The organism is Streptococcus mitis (assembly GCF_902159415.1).
GTDB classification, from domain to species: domain Bacteria; phylum Bacillota; class Bacilli; order Lactobacillales; family Streptococcaceae; genus Streptococcus; species Streptococcus mitis_BG.
Genome location: NZ_CABGJU010000002.1, coordinates 217,685 through 237,397 on the forward strand (window position 1 = coordinate 217,685; position 19,713 = coordinate 237,397).

Sequence of the window (19,713 nt, forward strand, 5' to 3'; positions counted from 1 at the left end):
AGAAACTTATTTACTATTATTTAGAAAATTTACGTTTCATAACTACAGTACCTGACAAGATTACCACACCTGCCAATACAAGTACTAGGCTTGTAGCCTCACCAGTAAATGGAAGAGTCGGTCCTTCTTCTGTTGTTGTAGAACGACCTGGTTCTGGAGTCGTAGTTGAACGACTTGGTTCTGGTGTTGTAGTAGGACGACCTGGTTCTTCAGTAGTCGTTGTTGTTGTAGTAGTTGTAGTAGTTGTAGTGCTACCGCCACCTCTACTATGTGGGTTATGATATTCAGTAGTTGGAGCCTCTGTTGTTGTAGTTGGTGTTGGGGCTACAGTTGTTGATTCTGTTGTCGTTGTTGTTGGAGTTGGGGCTTCAGTTGTTGTTGGAGCTTCAGTTGTTGTTGGAGCTTCAGTTGTTGTTGGAGCCTCTGTTGTTGTTGGAGCTTCAGTTGTTGTTGGAGCCTCTGTTGTTGTTGGGGCTTCAGTTGTTGTTGGAGCTTCAGTTGTTGTTGGAGCTTCAGTTGTTGTTGGAGCTTCAGTTGTTGTTGGAGCTTCAGTTGTTGTTGGAGCCTCTGTTGTTGTTGGGGCTTCAGTTGTTGTTGGAGCTTCAGTTGTTGTTGGAGCTTCAGTTGTTGTTGGAGCTTCAGTTGTTGTTGGAGCTTCAGTTGTTGTTGGAGCCTCTGTTGTTGTTGGAGCTTCAGTTGTTGTTGGAGCTTCAGTTGTTGTTGGGGCCTCAGTTGTTGTTGGAGCTTCAGTTGTTGTTGTTGGAGCTTCAGTTGTTGTTGGAGCCTCTGTTGTTGTTGGGGCTTCAGTTGTTGTTGGAGCCTCTGTTGTTGTTGGGGCTTCAGTTGTTGTTGTTGGAGCTTCAGTTGTTGTTGGAGCCTCTGTTGTTGTTGTTGGGGCTTCAGTTGTTGTTGGAGCCTCTGTTGTTGTTGGGGCTTCAGTTGTTGTTGTTGGAGCCTCAGTTGTTGTTGTTGGGGCTTCAGTTGTTGTTGTAGTGGTTGTAGTAGTGGTTGTTGTTGTAGTGGTTGTTGTAGTTGAAGTAGTCTTATCACCGCTACCTTCACCTGAACCAGTCTCTAAACGAGTATATTTAGTGATAGTACGTTCATCAGGGAAGTTAGTTGCTTTCCACTTCAATGTGTTAGCTACTTTAGTTTTTGCAGGAAGGTCTTCTGTAAGTTCAGTTGTGTACTCAATCCACATTGGCCAGTTATAGTTATCACCAAAGTTAAATGTGAAGCCTGTGATTTTACCTGCTGCATTTCTTGTAAATACGGCTTTCTCAGTGAAGTTGTCAGTTGGATTCAACTTGAACAATTCATTTTCATTTTGGATTTTGTTTGGTTGAGTTGCGTAACGAACAGCACGCAATGAACCTTCTACAAGAACTTGACCCTTATCGCTGAAGTCATCAGTGATAACCAAATTGTTCAATTTATCTTGAACAGCGTTCAAAAGGATACGCCATTTGATACGTTTAGGGTTTTCTTTGTCTTGGTAACCATATTTGTACTCATAGTCACCTGGAGTACCTACGTATTGCTCATAGGTTACATTGTAAGTTTCTTCACCAAACTTAAATGTGTACTTACCAGATTCTTTCAAATTTGTTGCGTTCGGACGAACTGAGTATTTCAAAGACATGACTTTGTCTTTGTAGTTTTTAGAGAAGTAGTCCGTGAAAGTAATTTTTACTTTTCCTGTAGCTGGATCCGTTACGGCATCACCAACCTTTTGACCGCTACTGTGAAGGATTGGGAACTCAAGTTTAGTAACAAGTTCCAATTCTTTTGGAAGGTCCAAAGTCAAGGTGTCACCAGCATTGATAGCTTGTGAGTCTGGGAAAGTAAGGCTATTTGTTGCCTCCAAGACACGACCAGTCGTAATCTTTTTATCCGCAGTTATAGGTTGACCATCAACTTTAACTTCTGTATTCAAAGTATAATTAGTAACTTCAGTAGCGAAAACCGTCGTCAGTGTCGCCAATGAAAGAACCAAGATACTTAACATCGCTAAAATGCGCGTAGCGCTAAGCTGTGAATTCTTCATCACAATAAACTCCTTTAATTTAATCAGACATATCATAGCATTTTTTAAATCCTTTTACAAGCCCTTTAAAGGTATTTTTTAGGTTTTTTTAATAGATTTTTGTTTTTTTGCTAAGAATGTTCATTTTTTTGTTTTTTTTATTCATTTTTAGACGAAATTCGTCTTTAACGGTCGTCTTTTTTCTCTCGAATTCCAACCAAGGTTAAGAACATCATCAAGATTCCAAGCAGGCTAATCCACCAGTTTGATTGGTCTCCAGTCTCTGGTAAGAGCTGGTCTTGGACAACTGGCGCTTCAGCTGTTTGAGGTTCTTGAGCTGAAACTGCTAATGGCTTCGTCTCCTCCTCCTGTTTAGGAGTTGGAACTGCTGGAATGACCTTATCGGCTGGTGCCATTGGTTTTGATTCAGGTTTCAGTTCTGGCTTCTCAACCAGTGGTTGAAACTCAGGGATGTGAGCCTGTGGTTTTTCAACCAGTGTTCCGATTTCAATAATCTCTGTTTGTGGTTCTTCTAAGACTTCTGAGCCAAGCAATTCTTTCTTGATTACAACTCCATCCTGAAGAGTCAAGCGATACACATATTGACGTTTGCCAGGTTTTCCTTTTTGTAGAAGTATAGTAGTTCCTTGGGCTAACTTAGGATTTTCAACTATTTGTTTTTCAAAGTTTACTTCTTCTACTTGGATGTTTTCTTCTATAATAATAGAAGAAACTTGTTTGGTTCCGATCTCAGTGATCTCTACTTGTGGTTTTTCAAGGATTTCTGAGCGAATCAATTCTTTCTTGATCACAACTCCATCCTCAAGAGTCAAGCGATACACATCTTGTCGTCTACCTGCCTTGCCTTCTTGTAAAACATTCACAGTTCCTTTTGCTAGTTCTGCATTTTCAACTGTTTGTTTCTCAAAGGCTACTTCTTCTACTTGGATGAGCTCTTCTGTTGTAATCGTAGGAATTCGTTTGGTTCCAATCAAGATTACACGAGTCACTGCTTTTCGGATAACCTTGGTATCTACCAAGGTAGAAGAACGTTCTTCATCATTGAAGTAGTGTTTCTCAAATGTTCTGTGGATTAGTCCATCTTGACCTTCTTGGAAGACTCTAGTTTCACCTTCTGGTAAGCTATCATCCTTGCGATATTCTGTTTGATGAGTAATGACCTCATCCTCAGTTACTAGGACTGTACGCTCAACTCCAGCACCCACTACAAGAACTTGGTTGACAGGTTGAGTCGTGATCACAGTTCTTAGATACTCACGTTGAGTTTCTTTACCATTGACATAGGTTACTTGATAGTAGTCTGTTTGAGTTCCTTCTTGGCCTTCTACTTCGACTAGGCGGTAGGTAGCAGGCTTAGTCTTGTCCTCACGAATGATAGTGTTGTAAGGAATTGCACTTGTTGTGCTGATTTCCCTAGTTTCAGTAACTTGAGAACCGATATGGATGATCTGTTCGAGAGCTGGACGTAACTCCTTGACGCTAATCAAATCAGTCTTGACCAGAACACCATCTCTGTATGTTAGTTGATAGACTTTTTCAACTAGACCTGCACGACCTTCTTGAACAAGTTTACGTTCACCCTTCGGCAAGTTTTCATCTATAACAGTCACAGTTCTAAAATCAGTTTCCTCGGTTCTAGTTTCCTGCTTGACTGTAATATTTGGAACATGTTTTGTTCCGACTAAAATGATGGTTGGAACTGCTTCTCTGACAACTTTACTTTCGATTAGTCTTGAAGAACGTTCTTCATCATTGAAGTATTGCTTCTCGATTGTCTTATGGATGAGCCCATCTTGACCTTCTTGAATGATCTTCGTTTCACCTTCTGGAAGAGTGTCATCATTACGGAATTCCGTTGGACTTGTGATTCTCTCTTCTTGAATTTCGAAGATTGTACGTTCGATACCAGAACCTTCAACTAGGACTTTATTGACAGGTTGAGCTGTAATGACTGTTCTGAGGTGTTCACGCTTAGTTTCCTTGCCATTAACATAAGTCACTTGATAGTAGTCTGTTTGAGTTCCCTCTTGGCCCTCTACTTCAACAAGGCTATATCCAACTGGCTTGGTCTTATCCTTACGAATAATGACATTGTAAGGAATTGGACTTGTAGTGTTGATTTCCTTAGTTTCAGTGACTTGAGTACCAATATGGATAATCTCATCTTGGACTTTCTGAACTTCCTTGCTGCTAATCAAGTCTGTCTTAATCAAGACGCCGTCTTTGTAGGTTAGTTGGTAAACTTTTTCAATGATACCTGTTTTTCCTACTTGAACTACCTTAGTTTCACCTTTTGGTAGGTCTGGATCTTCGATCTTTTGAGTCTTATAGGCAATCTTCTCAGTTTGGGTATCCTGTTCGACCTTGATAGTTGGTACATGTTTTGTACCTACTAAGATAATCGTTGGAGTTGCTTCTTTAATCAGTTTGCTGTCTACTAATTTCGTAGAACGCAATTCGTCATTGAAGTATCGTTTTTCAATCGTCTTACGAAGGAGGCCTTCTTCTCCAACTTGAGAAATCTTGGTTTCACCTTCTGGAAGAGTGTCATCATTTCGATACTCAGTTGTACTTGTAATCTTATCTTCTTGAATTTCAAAGAGGGCACGTTCTACTCCGGCACCTTCGACAATCACCTTGTCAACAGCTTCTTTAACGACTGTTGTCTTGAGATGTTCGCGTTTTGTTTCAGTACCATTAATGTAGGTTACTTTATAGAGGTCTGACTTCTCACCGTCTTGACCCTCTACCTCAGTCACTCTATAACCGATTGGTTTAGTCGTGTCTTTACGAACCTTAACGGTAAATGGAATTGGACTTGTCTCACTTGCTTCTCTAACTTCTTTGACACGAGTTCCGACTTGGATGATCTCATCCACAGGTTCTGAAGTAATGTTAGATTCTACAAATGTACGAGAAGTTTCTTCACCGTTCACCTTGGTTACAGAGTAACGATTTGTTTTCTGACCTTTCTTACCTGTCTGGATAACTTTAATTGTTCCTGCAGGAAGTTGATCTGAAAACTCTTTGAGAGTATTGTAATCGATTGACTCTGTTTCATCTACAAGCTCAGTGGTTTCAACAATAGGTGTTGAATTACCGACACGAACGACACGGTTGACAGCATCTGTAATCTTGTGCTCTGAAACGATTGTACGACTGATCTCATTACCATTCTTATAGCTTACCAAGAATGTTCGGATAATTTGTCCTGGACTTCCTTCTTCCTCGACAACACTTTCTCCTGCTGGAAGTGTGTTGTCAGCGATATAGACTGTCTTGAATGGAACATCAATCTGCTCGTCCACTGTACGTTCTGTCATTTTTGAAGTTCCGATTACAGTGATTTCATCGACTGCTTTTGGATCTTCCACTTTCGAGATTTCTTTACGAGCAACTTCAACATCATCCTCATAGGTGACTTCATAGGTTGTTGTTATTGTCCCTGGTGAACCAACCTGAGTAATCTTGTTGTAACCTTCTGGTTGGGTTTCATCTTTTTCAATGACCTTATTGAAGTCTTTTTCTTCGACAACAACTACGGATCTCACTGAGACAACTACACCAAGACCTTTAACAATAATCTTGTCCTTCTTCTCTTTAAGGACATTTTCATTGACCAAGGTACGGTCAACAAGCTCATCGTTGAGGTAGGTTAGTTTGTATTGATTTTCAATGCGACCTTTCTCACCGTCTTGACGAACTTCTTCGTAGCCTTTTGGTTTCGTGTAGTCGTATTCAACTACAGTTTCAAAATCTACATCTTTGATTTCAGTAGTGTATTCTACTTTTTCTACTGCACTACCGACTGTGATAATGCGTTTGACTGGTTTGTCAATCACTGTTTCAGACGTCAAAGTCTTACCGGCTTCCTTACCATTCAGTTTTCTGATTTGGTAAGTCTTTTCAATAGAACCATTCTTACCAGCTTGATTTTCAAATTGATAAGTCTTTGGTTTTGTTGGGTCAGTTCTGATTTCTGTTTCGTATTCAAGAGTTTCTTTTTCAGTAACAGTTTCAAATGTTTCTGTAGCTGTACCAATCAAGATAATCTCTTTTGTAGGTTCAAGAATTGTTTCTTCAGAAATGATTTGACGTCCTACTACTGTATCACCAACTTTGGTAATTTTGTATACATTAACTTTCTTACCAGCGATACCTTTTTGAACAGTCTCCTTAAATCCGATAGGAAGCTCGTCTGTCTCACGAGTTTCGATGATGTACTCTGTCGTTGTCGTTGTACGAAGTGTTTCAACCGTTTTATCACCAACGATATCTACTGGAGCTAGTGGCTTACCATCTAGAGTGTTACGTCCTAGGAAGACATTTTTACTCTTAGCATTTAAGTTCACCCAATCTCCATTGTATAGTCTAAAGAAACCATTCTTGTTTGGTGTGTCGGCGATGAATTTATTGTCTGTAGCTGTTACTTTAACAGTGTCGTTTAGACGGTTGATACCAAAGAAAGCTTGCATTATGTCTTTGATAACTCTACCGTCCGTTTTACGGGTAACATCATAACGTTGCCACGGCTCATTGTCTTTATACTTAAAGGTATTGCTATTGACATCAATAGAAGCTGCGTTTGTGCTTTCAATAGCGACCGCATTCTTCCATCTTGATTTGATTTTCGATACAGTCAACTCATTGTTGTCAATATTGATACTTCCTCTAGTCTTAGTAAATGGTACTTTTGTAACCTTGTTGACACGTTTACCAGTTGTACGGTCAATAACACTTGCTACATAAGTCGTATCATCGTTGATGTAAATCGGTAACTGCTTGATGTCATCTACTTCAATCTTGTTTCTTGAAATAGTAATGTCACCTGAACCGCCACCCTCAACACCTCTAGATGCTTGAGCAGTATTGTTGTTGACAGAGATGATATAGTCTGTCGAATCACCAGTGATGGTGTTTCCTTCAATATTTAGACTATAATCATTTGAACTCTCATTATTTCTAAAGAGGATCCCAAATGTTCCTAGTTGTCCATCTTCAAATGGTTTTGTCAAACCTTCAATGGTGTTATTGGAAATGACATAACGACCTTTTTCGAGAGGTTTAGTCCATTTATGGTTTTTCTCGTTTGTTAGGATAGAGATGGCTGTGTAACCACGGTAACGAGCTGGATCATCATCATCGTTTTCCAACTTAGAGTTTGGATCTTGTGTTACCTTGTTGTTACGAATAATGACATCTGTCATCGGATTGGCACGGTTATAAACCTCGATACCATTCAAACGGTCTCCAAGTGAGACGTTGTTTTCGATGAGGATTTTATTCCCGTCGTGAATATCCAAGCCTTTACGATAGTTGTAGTTTGTATAGTTTCCAGTATAGGTAATACCATCATTATACGATCCTGCCATTGAGGCTGCACCATATCCAGTACCACCGTCTAACGCATGACCGTTATATGATAAGATATTATTGTCTACAACAAAATTACGTTGGTAACCGAACATAACACCAGCAACACGGTTGTTATGAAGGAAAGAGTTGGTTACCTTATTACCGTCCATGATCGGAACATCTGGATCTCCGATAGATTTGACTTCATTTGAAACCTTTTCAGAGATACTACTGTAACGAATTGGTCTACCACTAGCATCATACTCTTGAGCTGTTGCCTTACTTGAACTAAAGAAAACACCAGCCCTGTTGAATTTCATGGCACGAACGTCATTGATCGTAACATTTGAAGAATCATTTACGTAGATACCGTTTGAACGTCCAAAGTAAGATTTCCCTTTACGGTAAAACTCATTATCCTTAGTGTAGTCTGATGAATCATAGGCATGCTCAACAGTTAAGCGACCTACAGTAAAGTCCTTCTGATTTTGAATGAGGACCGCAGACTCGTAACGGTTATCCGTCAAGTTTGTTTCAGGATCGTGCTCTCCATCTTGCTTTTTGTTAAACACAATCTTTGTATTGTTACGACTTGGACCACTACCAATCAAACCTTTAACATTAGCATAGTTTTCATCGATAACCAAGGTTTTCTTCAAGAGGACATTCCCTGAAACCATTACGGCAGCTCCGCCCTCAACCTCATTGGCTGCTTTCAGAGCTTTTTGAAGAGAATCACTCGCTTCAACCTTACCAGTCGTATCTAATCCAAAATCTGTAGCTTTTACATACTTGCCGTATGTTGCATCTTCGTATACTTTTGTATTGCTAGCTGCATCTCTTCTGCGACGAACTTTAGGTGTTGTAGATTCCTCTTGATTTTTTTCCTGAGAGGCACCGGGTAATTTCTTATCCCCTTCAGCAACTGATGTTTCTTCTTTGCTTTTCTTCTCAGCTTCTGATTGCTCTTTTTCCCCTTTATCTGACTTTTCTTTATCAGCTTGTTCTACTTTTGGCTGTTCAGTTGTTGGTTGCTCTTGGCTTGGTTGTTCTACTACTGGTTTCTCTTCAGTAATTTCCTTCTCAGCAGTAGCCCTGTTTGCTTCCTTTTCTGCCTCTTCAGTTGTAGAAGTAGAGTCTTCCGGAGTTAAAACTGCAGATTTACCCTCATCATTTGCCACATCTTTCGAATCGTTGGCAGTAGTTTCACCGCTTTCGTTCAATTTTTTCTTTTTTAAAGGAGCTGTTTCTATTTCATCCTGGTTTTGCACAACAGTATTACTTGCAAAATCAGTTGTGTCTGCTTTAACATGCACTTGACCTAATTGGAATGTCGTTAAAATCCCAATTGTCAATAGTGAATATTTTGTTGATTTCCTAATATTCATTTTCTTTTTCTCCAAACTCTCATTTAGCCATCATCTCTTTATAAGATTTAAGATTTGAATCATGCATAAATATCCTTGCTTTTCCTGTTTTAGGGCGCAAAACATTTATTCTATAATATACAATAATACAGGGATAGAGATTGAAAGTCAATGCATTTTGAATAATATTTCTATTTATCTAGTTAATATTTTACACAAGAAGATAATTTCTACAATTTGTGTCTTTTTGGTACTTTTTATTCAAAAAAGCTAGGAATTTTTCCTAGCTTTTTTTGGTTCTTTTAGACTAATTTTTCAAATACTTCTGTGAAATTTTTACTAATAGCTTCAAGCGAAACTTCTAGTTCTTCTCGAGTTTGGTTGTTCTTGACCGTAACTTGTCCACTTTCAACTTCGCTCTCTCCCAGAGTGATAAGAGTCTTAGCTCCAAAAACATCGGCTGATTTGAACTGAGCTTTGAGCTTGCGATTGAGGTAATCCCGCTCTGCTTTGAAACCTTGCTGACGAAGAGCTTGTACTAATTCCAAGGCCTTCAGATTAGCTCCTTCACCCAAAACAGCAATATAGACGTCTAGAGCATTTTCAATAGGAAGCGCCACGCCTTGTTTTTCAAGGACTAGAAGAAGACGCTCTACACCAAGTCCAAAACCAAATCCAGCAGTTTCAGGACCACCGAAGTAAGCAACTAAGCCATCGTAGCGACCACCTGCACAGACTGTCAAGTCATTGCCCTCAATCTCTGTGATAAATTCAAAGATGGTGTGGTTGTAGTAGTCCAGACCACGCACCATATTGGTATCGATGATATAGTCTACTCCAAGACTTTCCAACATCTGACGAACAGCATCAAAGTGAGCTTGACTTTCTTCATCCAGGTAATCCAAGATAGATGGTGCATTCTCTACTGCTACCTTGTCTTCTTTTTCTTTAGAGTCCAAGACACGAAGAGGATTTTCCTCCAAACGACGTTGACTATCCTTAGACAAACTATCTTTGAGTGGAGTTAAGTAGTCAATCAAGGCTTGACGATAGGCCGCACGGCTTTCAGGATTGCCAAGAGTATTGAGATGCAGTTTGACACCTTGAATCCCGATTGCTTTCAAGAAGTGAGCTGCCATAGCGATCGTTTCTACATCGGTAGCTGGATTGCTAGAGCCAAAGCACTCCACACCAATCTGGTGGAATTGGCGCAAACGGCCTGCTTGTGGACGCTCATAGCGGAACATTGGGCCCATGTAGTAGAACTTGCTTGGTTTTTGAACTTCTGGTGCGAAGAGTTTGTTTTCCACATAAGAACGAACAACTGGAGCGGTTCCTTCTGGACGGAGGGTAATATGACGGTCTCCCTTGTCGTAAAAATCATATATTTCCTTGGTTACGATATCAGTTGTGTCTCCAACAGAACGACTGATGACTTCGTAGTGCTCAAAAATAGGGGTGCGCACTTCTGCATAGTTGTAGCGTTTAAAGATTTCACGCGCAAAGCCTTCAACGTACTGCCATTTGGCAGACTCAGCAGGTAAAATATCCTGCGTTCCTTTTGGTTTTTGTAATTTCATAGAGAATCCTCTTTCTAACTTAATAGTCTTATTTTACCATAAATGAGGGGATTGCGACAGTGAGAGGAGTAAAGAAATAGCTTTAGTCTATTCCTCTTTCATCTAGTTTCCGGACAAATAGCAAATGTCGGCCAGCATTTACAATCAGAGCCATGCATGATACAATGAATAACATCAGATATACGAAGGAGAACTTATGAAAAAGAATATCTTGACAACCCTTGTTGCTGCCCTTGTCTACTTTATCTGTATCGGAGTGGGTGTTCTACTAGGGAGCCTTGTCGACCACACTGGAAATATGTTTTACGCACCAGCCTTTGCAGCCCTAGTAGGTGGTAGCGTCTATATGATCCTTTTAGCAAAGGTTCCTCGTTTTGGAGCGATTACTTCGATAGGACTTGTAATTTCTCTATTTTTCCTCGGGAGTAAACATGGTGCTGGGGCCTTTCTGCCAGGTATTATCTGCGGTCTCGCAGCAGATGGTATCGCTCACCTAGGACATTATAAGGATAAGGTTAAAAACCTTCTTTCCTTCCTAGTTTTTGCCTTTGGTACTACTGGTCCCATCCTACTCATGTGGTTGACCCCTCAAGCCTATATCGCAACTCTAGTCACTCGTGGAAAATCTCAAGACTATATTGATCGCATTATGGTTGCACCGAATCTTGCTAATATCCTCCTCTTTATCACAAGTGTTCTCATCGGCGCTTTACTTGGTGCCCTGATTGGTCAAGCATTGAGCAAAAAATTAGCACATAAAACATCATAAAAAAAGAGCCATAAGGCTCTTTTATTTATGACTTAATTTCTTGGTCAAGAAATCTCCCAAGAATTGAATCGTAAAGATAATCAAGATAATGATGATTGTCGCAAGAATAGTCACATCGTGATTGTAGCGGTTAAATCCATAAGCAATGGCTACGTTACCGATACCACCTGCTCCTACTGCTCCCGCCATGGCTGTTTCACCGATAAGGGAAATCAGGGTTACAGTTGTCACACGAATCAAGTCTGGAAGTCCTTCTGATAGATAAACACCCACGATATCCCAGAAAGTAGCTCCGCTAGCTTGAGCCGCCTCAATGACACCACCATCTAGCTCAGCCAATACCACCTGTACTTGACGGGCAAAGAAGGCAAAAACCGCAAAAGAAAGTGGAACAAGGGCTGCATTTGGCCCGATACTAGTCTTGACAATCAAGTGGGAAAGTGGTGACAAGATAGCCAAAAGGATGATAAAGGGAACCGCACGGAAAATTGAGGTAATCTTGTCTAAAATCCAGAAAACGACCTTGTTTTCCAAGACACCGCCTGGCGCTGTCAAGACAAGGAAAAGCCCTGCAACTAGGCCCAAGAATCCTCCAATAATAAAGGAAAGAACTGTCATATAAAGTGTCAAGTAAATAGCTGTTCCCCAGCCGGCCTGGCCAGACCAGCCCATCTTATAGACATTTGGTAAGTAAGTTTGAATCAACTCTGTCATTCTACTGTCCTCCCTTCAATACTTTTAACTGGACACCCGCTTGACGGATGGCCTCTTGGGCGCCTGCTAGCGCTGCTTTTTCACCAGACAAAACAACAACCAATTCTCCAACAGGAGTACCATCGAGGATTTCGATATTTCCATAGAGGATATTAGCCGTTACTTGGTAATGTTTGTACAATTCATTCAAAAGTGGCTCGTCTGTTGAAGCGCCTGCATACTTGAGTTGTACCAAAATGCTATTTTCAGATAAGTGCTCCACGATTTCTTGCTTTTCAATCTTGACCATAGCTTCATCGATACCAGTAGCCGTTGAGATAAAGTCCTGGGTCAATGGCTGCTTAGGATCTGAGAAGATTTCAAGAACGCTACCTTCTTCAATCAAGCGGCCATCTTGCATGACTGCCACACGATTTGCAATATCTTTGACAATCTGCATTTCGTGCGTGATTAAGACAATGGTCAAGCCTAATTTTTGGTTTAAATCTTTAAGCAAAGCTAAAATCTGCTTGGTTGTCTTAGGGTCTAGGGCAGAAGTTGACTCGTCTGAAATCAAGATTTTTGGATCATTGGCCAAAGCACGCGCAATAGCCACACGTTGTTTTTGTCCCCCAGATAGTTGAGACGGATAGTTTTCAGCACGGTCTGCTAGGCCAACTAATTCCAATAATTCAGCAACTTTGGCTTTCTTTTCATCTTTACTGAGTCCTGAGTGTTTAAGGGCAAAAGCCACGTTTTCCTCAGCTGTTTTTTGACTCATGAGGTTAAAGTGTTGGAAAATCATCCCAATATCTTGACGTTTGCGACGTAACTCCCCAGCAGTCAAAGACACCTTGTCATCAAAAATAACATCATCATCAATGGTAATTCTACCTGCAGATGGTTTTTGTAATAGGTTAATAACACGAACCAGGGTTGACTTTCCTGCTCCAGAATATCCAACGATTCCGTAGATATCTCCTTCTTGGATGTGAATGGTCACATCCTTAACCGCTGTGACCGTTCTTTTCTTTTGATGAAAAGTCACATCGATTTGATCTAACTTGATAATATCTCTACTCATAGCTCCTAATCAGCTCCTCTACTAATTCAATATGGGTATAATAATCTGCGATTCGCACATTTTCATCTCCACCATGGTCTCGGCTATTGGCATTTCCCAAACCGAAAGCGACCATGGGGACTTCTAAGGCATCAAAGACTGTACGCATGGGACCTGTCCCAGCCGTTGTCGGCAATACAGAAACTCCCTGTGGATAGAATTTCTTGGCCAGCTCAATCACGTTGAGAATGGACGGCGCACTCATATCACTTCGATAGCTCATCTCACCCAAAGTATAGTACAATTCTACCTTATCAAAGCCGTTTTTGTCTAGTTGTTTCCGAATTTTCTCTAAAACATCATGTGGGTCTAAGCCAGGAACCAAGCGAACTTCTAGCTTGGCGCTAGCTTCTGCTGGTAGAATCGTTTTAACTCCTTGACCTTGATAGCCTGACTGAATCCCTTCGATATTGAGAGCTGGTTCAAAGAAGAAACGCTTTAGAAAGGCGGTGCGTTCCTCTTGCAACAGTGGCAATTCCAAGCCATAAATCTGGCTGATTTCCTCTGGATTGCGTTGGGCATAGGTTTCAACCAAGGCTAACTCACGTTCGTTCGGCTCCTGCACATCATCGTACAAGCCTTCTACCAAGATACGGCCGTCGGCAGCACGAAGACTTGTCAAAGCTTGAATGAGATACCATGGAGCAGACTCCACAATACCACCATAGCTGGAATGGATATCCACGTCTGCACTCTTAACCTTGGCATCAAAGGTCACAATTCCCTTGTTTCCACCAGAGATTTCTAACTGTTCTAAGGCATTCTTTGTTCCTTGTTCCCAGACTAATAAATCTGCGTCTCGGAGTTTGTCCGCATGTTTTTCTAAATATTTATCCAAATCCATAGAGGCCGATTCCTCTGCCCCTTCCATGATGAAGCTGATATTGACTGGAAGATCATCGTGATGTTGCATGTATTTTCTCAGAGCGCTCAAGCGAGCAGTGATATGCCCCTTGTCATCATCAACCCCGCGCCCATACATAATGCCATCACGCACAGAGAGTGTAAAAGGATCCTCGGTCCAAACTTGATCACCATCTGCTGGTACTGTGTCATAGTGGTTGTAGAAAATGATAGTCTTGGCACTTGGTCGTGAACTTTTGAAATGTGCCATGACAAAAGGCGCTGTATAGCTCTCATCAATCTCAACTTCTGCACCAACACGTTTAAAAATCTCACCTAGATAACGAGCCACCTCTTTCAGGCCGACTTGTTGGGCAAAGACTGATTTTTTAGAAATCAAAGTACGCAAAACTTCAAAATAATGTTGCGCTACATGATCCTTTTCAAACTTTTCAATTTGTTCTTCTTGGCTAGGGAAAACCATTTTCTCTCTACCTTTCTACTAGGACTTGTACCTTTGAGTAAGTACAAGTGGATGTTCATTTGCTTAAATCTCAATATAAAAGCAAGAGGTGGAAAATCTCTCTCCCACCTCTTTATGTTTTATTACCAAACTGGTTGATCCAAGCCGTCTGAAGTTTCTTCGATGACTTTTTTCACTTCATCTGTATGGTAAGCTGCGATAACTTTCTTGATTGCATCAGCTTTAGGTGATGTTTCCCAATCTTTTTTCGCAACGATGATGTTATACCATTGTTTTGAGTTTTCGTCAGCTTGCTCTTTAAAGAGTGCTTTCTTGTAGTCCAATTTTGCTTCTGTAACGAATGTGTTGTTTACAACAGCTGCATCAACTGATGACAATGAACGAGCTGTTTGGCTAGCGTCCAATTCAGTGATTTTCAAGTTCTTTGGATTTTCTTTGATATTTGCGATTGTCGCAAGTTCAGTTCCTGAAACGTCCAATTTAATCAAACCAGCTGATTGAAGAAGGTAAAGAGCACGGCTTTCGTTTGTAGCATCGTTTGGAATTGCAATTTCACCCTTATCTGGGATTTCTTCTACTTTAGTATACTTGTTTTCTTCTCCGTTTTTACCTGAGTAAAGGCGGATTGGTGAGATATAAGTATCTGCAATCGCTACAAGGTCTTTACCGTTTTCTTTGTTCCAGTTATTCAAGAAGTTGTAGTGTTGGAAAGCGTTCAAGTCAACTTCCCCATCAGCAGTTGCTTTATTTGGTTGTGAGTAGTCTGTAAACTCTGTGAATTCCAATTTAATTCCGTCTTTTTCAACCAATTCTTGGATTTTATCCCAACGCGCTTCTTCTGAACCGCTACGGTTTACAGTTGCGATTTTAATTGTTGTTCCCTCAGCTGCTTTATCAGCTGCTTTTTGACCTGAAGATGTACAAGCTGCAAGTGTAAGACCTGCTACTGTAGCGACTGTCGCTATGCCTAACCATTTTTTAATGTTCATTATTTTTTTCTCCTTATAAATAATTCTGTAATAGTATCTCATACTTTATTTGAATAAGCAAATTGTTATTAGATAGGCAGACATATAGCTTGAAACTATATGCCGAAAGAGTGCAAAATCATCCATTTACTAAAGAATGGATGATTGCTAAACACTATTTAATATCAGCTTCTGCTGGCAGGTAAGAGCCACCAAAGAACTGTTGAGATAGTTTTTCAAGAGTTCCGTCTTTATATAGTTCTTGGATGCGTTTGTCAACAAATGATTTCAACTCATCTTGACCTTTTGCAAGAAGTGGATAAACGTAAGGTTGTTGGTCGCTTGGAAGTTCGATGACTTTCAAGTTATCCAAACCTTGGTTTTTGATAACTGTTTCTACACCGATTTTGTCAAAAATCTTGTAGTCGAATTGTCCGTCGCTCAAACGTCCCATAATTTGTTGGAAGTCAGCTTTTGTATAGTTAAGGACAGTTGGGTTATCTGTGTGTTGTTTGTTGTACTCTTCCAATTGTTTAGCTGAGGTTGTTCCTTGTACGACCTCAGTAGATTTTCCACCGATATCATCAAGTGATTTGATGCTGTTGTCATCTTTTTTTACTACGAGAACGTTAGGATTTTTAGCAGTTGGCGCTGCGTAGAGGTATTTCTCTGCACGTTCTTTAGTGTAGCTAATGTTGTTAACTGCCATTTGGTAACGATCTGCGTCAAGACCTGCAAAGATACCTGACCACTCTGTCTTTTCAAACTTGACATCATATTTGTCAGAGTCTTTAAAGATAGCACGAATAACTTCGATTTCGTAACCAGTCAACTCACCATTATCTTCATAGTTAAATGGTTTTGGTGAAGCGTTGGTTGCAACGATAATTTCTTTCTTACCAGATGTTGCTTCACTAGTTGTAGCATCTTTCTTCTCACCACCTGAGCAAGCTGCTAGTAGACCTGCAGCAACAAAACCAAGAGCAGCAAGAGATGAATATTTGACGATTTTTTTCATGTCATTTCCTCCAAAATTGAATACAGTCTTATCTTAACAGAAAAAAAACAATTCCGCCATTATATGATTTCTATCTTTGCCATAGGTTTTCTTTATGTCTGATTTAAAAGACAAGACGCAAGATAGCTATTAAGACAACCCCAAAAAGAACCGTCCCCACCAAATTGCGGTAACGAAAGGCGACAAAGGCCGTTGGAAATACTGCAATCAAGTCTAACCATTTGATTTGAGGGAAATCTCCAACCTTACCTGTTGCCACACTTGATAGAATCAAGGCAAAGATAATAGATACAGGTAGAAATTTTAAAAAACGCTCGACAATATCAGGCAAGCCCTTATACTTGACCAAGATAAAGGGAATCACACGTGGAATCCAAGTTACTAGGCCTGAAAAGATAACGGCTAACAAAAGATACTTACTGACCATCTAAAATCACCCCCATTGTACATCCAAACAGTGTCGCAAATAGGACAGCTAGCGATTGAGATACCACTGTCAACAGTATAAAGAAGGAAAGGGCAACTACTCCTAAAATGATAAAGAGGTTGCGCAAGGGAATTCTTCTTTGCATAATCTGAAACTGAGATGCAAAGATTCCAATAAACATTCCGACCAAGGCAAAGTCAAGACCGAAAATCTCCGGATTTGGCAAAAGCCCACCTAAGGCAGTCCCGACAACCGTCCCCACAAACCAAGCCACATAGCTATTTAGATTGTTACCATGCATCCACATAGGATTAACCTTGTCCGTATGGACCAGCTCGCCCATCAAAACACCATAGGTCTCATCGGTCAAGATACTAGACATACCGATATTGTGACCTAGGCTAGTATGACGAAAATAGGTCGACGCATGCAAACTCAATAAAAAGAGACGCAGATTAATCAAAAAGACCGTCATGGCAATGGCTGCCACAGGGGCTTGAACTGCTATCAAAGCTATCATGGCAAACTGGGCACTCCCAGCATAGACAAAGAGACTCATCAAGCCCATCTCAACAGGTGTTACATAGGGAGCTCCGATAATCCCACAGGCAAGACCGATGCTGACATAACCCAGAGCAGTCGGCATGGCTGCCTGAGCTCCTTCCCAAAATCCTTTTTCTTTCATAAAACTCCTTACTAGTGTTTCAGTAATCGACTGCTGATTTACAGTCACAACGAGGACTATTATAACACATTCAAAGAGGAGAAAAAACTCTGGCATTTATCCAAACAAAAAAGCCAGACTCAAGCTGACTCTTTATTCTATGGTATCAAAAGCAAGACTTGGTTTGGCATTTAGCTCCAAGCCTGCAAAATTTTCTTTGTTCCACTCGCTAACGCTAGCATAGGCAATCATTCCCGCGTTGTCTCCGCAAAGTCGCAGAGGTGGAATGATCACCTTGACGTCAGTGATTTCAGTTGCTAAGCGTTCTCTGAGGCCTTTATTAGCTGCCACACCACCTGCGACAACAAGGGTTTTAACAGGATATTTCTCCAAGGCCTTCTTGGTTTTTGCCATGAGAATATCCAGAACTGCTGCTTGGAAGGAAGCACACAAGTCCTCTGTAGACAGGCTTTCTCCCTTTTGCTCAGCATTATGGTGAAGATTGATAAAGGCAGACTTCAAACCTGAAAATGAAAACTCCAGATTATCCTCCTTGATCATAGCGCGAGGGAAGTTATAAATATCCTGACCTTGATGGGCCAACTCGTCAATCTCCCGACCCGCTGGATAGGTCAAGCCCATGACACGACCGACCTTATCATAGGCCTCACCAACCGCATCATCACGAGTTTCCCCAACAATCTTGTAATCACCAGCCTCAGAAACATAGACTAACTCTGTGTGCCCACCGCTAACCAATAGAGCTAACAAGGGGAACTCCAAAGGCTCGACACTTTGAGCCGCCATCAGGTGACCAGCCATGTGATTCACAGGGATTAGAGGTAGTCCATGTGCCCAAGCAAAGGCCTTGGCAGCTGATAAACCAACAAGTAAGGCTCCGACTAAGCCTGGTCCGTAGGTAACAGCAACAGCAGTCACATCTTCTTCGCTAATTCCCGCTTCTGCTAGTGCCTCCTCGATACAGGCTGTAATGACTTCGACATGGTGACGACTAGCTACTTCTGGCACTACGCCCCCAAAACGCTTGTGGCTCTCAATTTGACTAGCAATGACATTGGACAAGAGCTGGTCGTCATTTTTCAAGACGGCGACACTGGTCTCATCGCAGGATGTCTCAAATGCTAAAATATATCTATCCTTCATCTATTTCTCTCTTCATGATAATGGCGTCCTCGACTGGATCATGGTAGTAGGCCTTTCTCTCAGCGATGATCGCCATTTTTTCTTTCTTGTAAAATGCTTGTGCTCGTTGGTTTGACTTTCTAACTTCGAGGAAAATCTCCTTATCCGTTGGCAAGGTTGCAAACAAGGTCGAAGCTATCCCCTGACCTTGATAAGCTTTCTTGACAGCGATTTGCAAGACTTCTGCTTCAAAGAGATTCTCCTGAATTGCTAGAAAACCTATCATTTCTGCCCCATCATAAGCTAGAGCATACCAAGTCTGGTCTTGGGACAGGTCTGCTTGGATTTGTTCCAACGTCCAAGGACTGACGGGATAAACATCCGTCATGACTGTGTAGATCGCTTGAGCCACGTCAGGCTGCTGTTGGATTCGTTTAATCTCTATCATAGGCGTTTAATGTAGGACTCGCCAGACTCGGTATGGTTCTTGAGCCAGTTTTCCTCAGCTTCGACACGTTTGAGGTAATTCGGCACAAAGTCGTGCAGTGAGTCTGCTTCCTTGTCCCAGGCCCAAAGAGCTAGATTCGATGCATTTGGTAAGGTTTCTTGATAGTTAGCCTGTGGTAATTGCTCTTGAATCTGCTCGACAAAGGCACCCACTTCACCGACAAAGGTTACCTGGTCAGCATCCTTGACTTGCTCAAGGACTTCCGCAAAGGACAGATGCGCTTCTGGAAAGATAGGTTGAGCATGTTCATAAAATCCTGCGTATACATTGTTACGGCGTGCATCCATCAAAGGAACAACCAGACCTTCCTGTTGATTCGGTAGCAGAGCTAAAAGACTAGACATCCCTACTAACTCAATGTTTAGGGTATGAGCCAGAGTCTTGGCAGTTGCTACTGCGATTCGTAAACCTGTATAGCTACCTGGTCCCTCTGCCACGACGATTCGATCCAAATCCTTTGGTGTCAAATCTAGACTGGCCATCAAAAAATCGATGGCAGGCATCAGAGTAATGCTGTGATTTTTCTTGATATTGATCATGGTCTCGGCAAGAAGCTGCTTGTCCTCCAAAATAGCGAGAGACAGAGCCTTGCTGGACGTATCAAAAGCTAATACTTTCATAACACATTCCTATCTTTTTGTCTGTTTACTATTATACTACAAAAGCCCTCGCATGGGAATTTTCTTTGTTCCCAAACAAGAATGTCCTGCCAAACGGACAGGAC

General features: G+C 41.2%; 14 protein-coding genes. 1 reads left to right on the forward strand and 13 read right to left on the reverse strand.

What is annotated here, in order from left to right; translation table 11 throughout:
- Positions 1-16: 16 nt before the first annotated feature.
- The 3 genes from FN031_RS07335 to hisS all read right to left on the reverse strand — a co-directional run bounded on the left by FN031_RS07335 (position 17) and on the right by hisS (position 10,349).
- A complete protein-coding gene (locus FN031_RS07335) occupies positions 17-2,047 on the reverse strand; it encodes a collagen binding domain-containing protein (protein ID WP_142558981.1) in 2,031 nt (676 codons plus the stop codon).
- Positions 2,048-2,211: 164 nt separating this feature from the next.
- Positions 2,212-8,790 carry a G5 domain-containing protein gene (locus FN031_RS07340; protein WP_142558983.1) on the reverse strand — a complete coding sequence of 2,193 codons (6,579 nt, stop codon included), beginning with the start codon at positions 8,788-8,790 and terminating at the stop codon, positions 2,212-2,214.
- Between the two features lie 281 nt (positions 8,791-9,071).
- Positions 9,072-10,349, reverse strand: coding sequence for a histidine--tRNA ligase (hisS, locus tag FN031_RS07345; RefSeq protein WP_142558985.1), 1,278 nt, complete (start codon positions 10,347-10,349; stop codon positions 9,072-9,074).
- 196 nt (positions 10,350-10,545) lie between these two features.
- Here hisS and FN031_RS07350 point away from each other — a divergent pair, with 196 nt between their 5' ends.
- Positions 10,546-11,118: an MptD family putative ECF transporter S component gene (locus tag FN031_RS07350; RefSeq protein ID WP_142558988.1), complete on the forward strand. Its 573-nt coding sequence runs from the start codon at positions 10,546-10,548 to the stop codon at positions 11,116-11,118.
- 21 nt (positions 11,119-11,139) lie between these two features.
- Here FN031_RS07350 and FN031_RS07355 read toward each other — a convergent pair whose 3' ends face one another.
- The 10 genes from FN031_RS07355 to tsaB form a co-directional block, all read right to left on the reverse strand.
- A complete protein-coding gene (locus FN031_RS07355; protein ID WP_142558990.1) occupies positions 11,140-11,832 on the reverse strand; it encodes a methionine ABC transporter permease in 693 nt (230 codons plus the stop codon).
- Between the two features lies 1 nt (position 11,833).
- Complete coding sequence (locus FN031_RS07360) at positions 11,834-12,895, reverse strand: methionine ABC transporter ATP-binding protein (RefSeq protein WP_142558992.1); 1,062 nt, start codon at positions 12,893-12,895, stop codon at positions 11,834-11,836.
- Entirely contained in the window at positions 12,888-14,261 is a 1,374-nt protein-coding gene (locus FN031_RS07365; protein ID WP_142558994.1) for a M20 family metallopeptidase, read from the reverse strand. Before FN031_RS07365 ends, FN031_RS07360 begins: the two co-directional genes overlap by 8 nt.
- 122 nt (positions 14,262-14,383) lie before the next feature.
- Entirely contained in the window at positions 14,384-15,250 is an 867-nt protein-coding gene (locus FN031_RS07370) for a MetQ/NlpA family ABC transporter substrate-binding protein (protein WP_142558996.1), read from the reverse strand.
- A gap of 154 nt (positions 15,251-15,404) precedes the next feature.
- Positions 15,405-16,247 carry an amino acid ABC transporter substrate-binding protein gene (locus FN031_RS07375; RefSeq protein ID WP_142558998.1) on the reverse strand — a complete coding sequence of 281 codons (843 nt, stop codon included), beginning with the start codon at positions 16,245-16,247 and terminating at the stop codon, positions 15,405-15,407.
- A gap of 103 nt (positions 16,248-16,350) precedes the next feature.
- Complete coding sequence (locus tag FN031_RS07380) at positions 16,351-16,674, reverse strand: AzlD domain-containing protein (RefSeq protein WP_142559000.1); 324 nt, start codon at positions 16,672-16,674, stop codon at positions 16,351-16,353.
- Positions 16,664-17,359 (reverse strand): AzlC family ABC transporter permease, encoded by a 696-nt coding sequence (locus FN031_RS07385; protein ID WP_142559002.1) that lies wholly within the window; start codon positions 17,357-17,359, stop codon positions 16,664-16,666. Before FN031_RS07385 ends, FN031_RS07380 begins: the two co-directional genes overlap by 11 nt.
- 132 nt (positions 17,360-17,491) lie before the next feature.
- Positions 17,492-18,502, reverse strand: a complete 1,011-nt coding sequence (tsaD, locus tag FN031_RS07390; RefSeq protein ID WP_142559005.1) for a tRNA (adenosine(37)-N6)-threonylcarbamoyltransferase complex transferase subunit TsaD — start codon at positions 18,500-18,502, stop codon at positions 17,492-17,494.
- The gene (gene rimI / locus FN031_RS07395) at positions 18,492-18,929 is read right to left on the reverse strand and encodes a ribosomal protein S18-alanine N-acetyltransferase (protein WP_142559007.1); all 438 of its coding nucleotides are present in this window, start codon (positions 18,927-18,929) and stop codon (positions 18,492-18,494) included. Before rimI ends, tsaD begins: the two co-directional genes overlap by 11 nt.
- A complete protein-coding gene (gene tsaB / locus FN031_RS07400; RefSeq protein WP_142559009.1) occupies positions 18,926-19,609 on the reverse strand; it encodes a tRNA (adenosine(37)-N6)-threonylcarbamoyltransferase complex dimerization subunit type 1 TsaB in 684 nt (227 codons plus the stop codon). The genes rimI and tsaB overlap by 4 nt, the downstream gene beginning before the upstream one ends.
- Between the last annotated feature and the right edge of the window lie 104 nt (positions 19,610-19,713).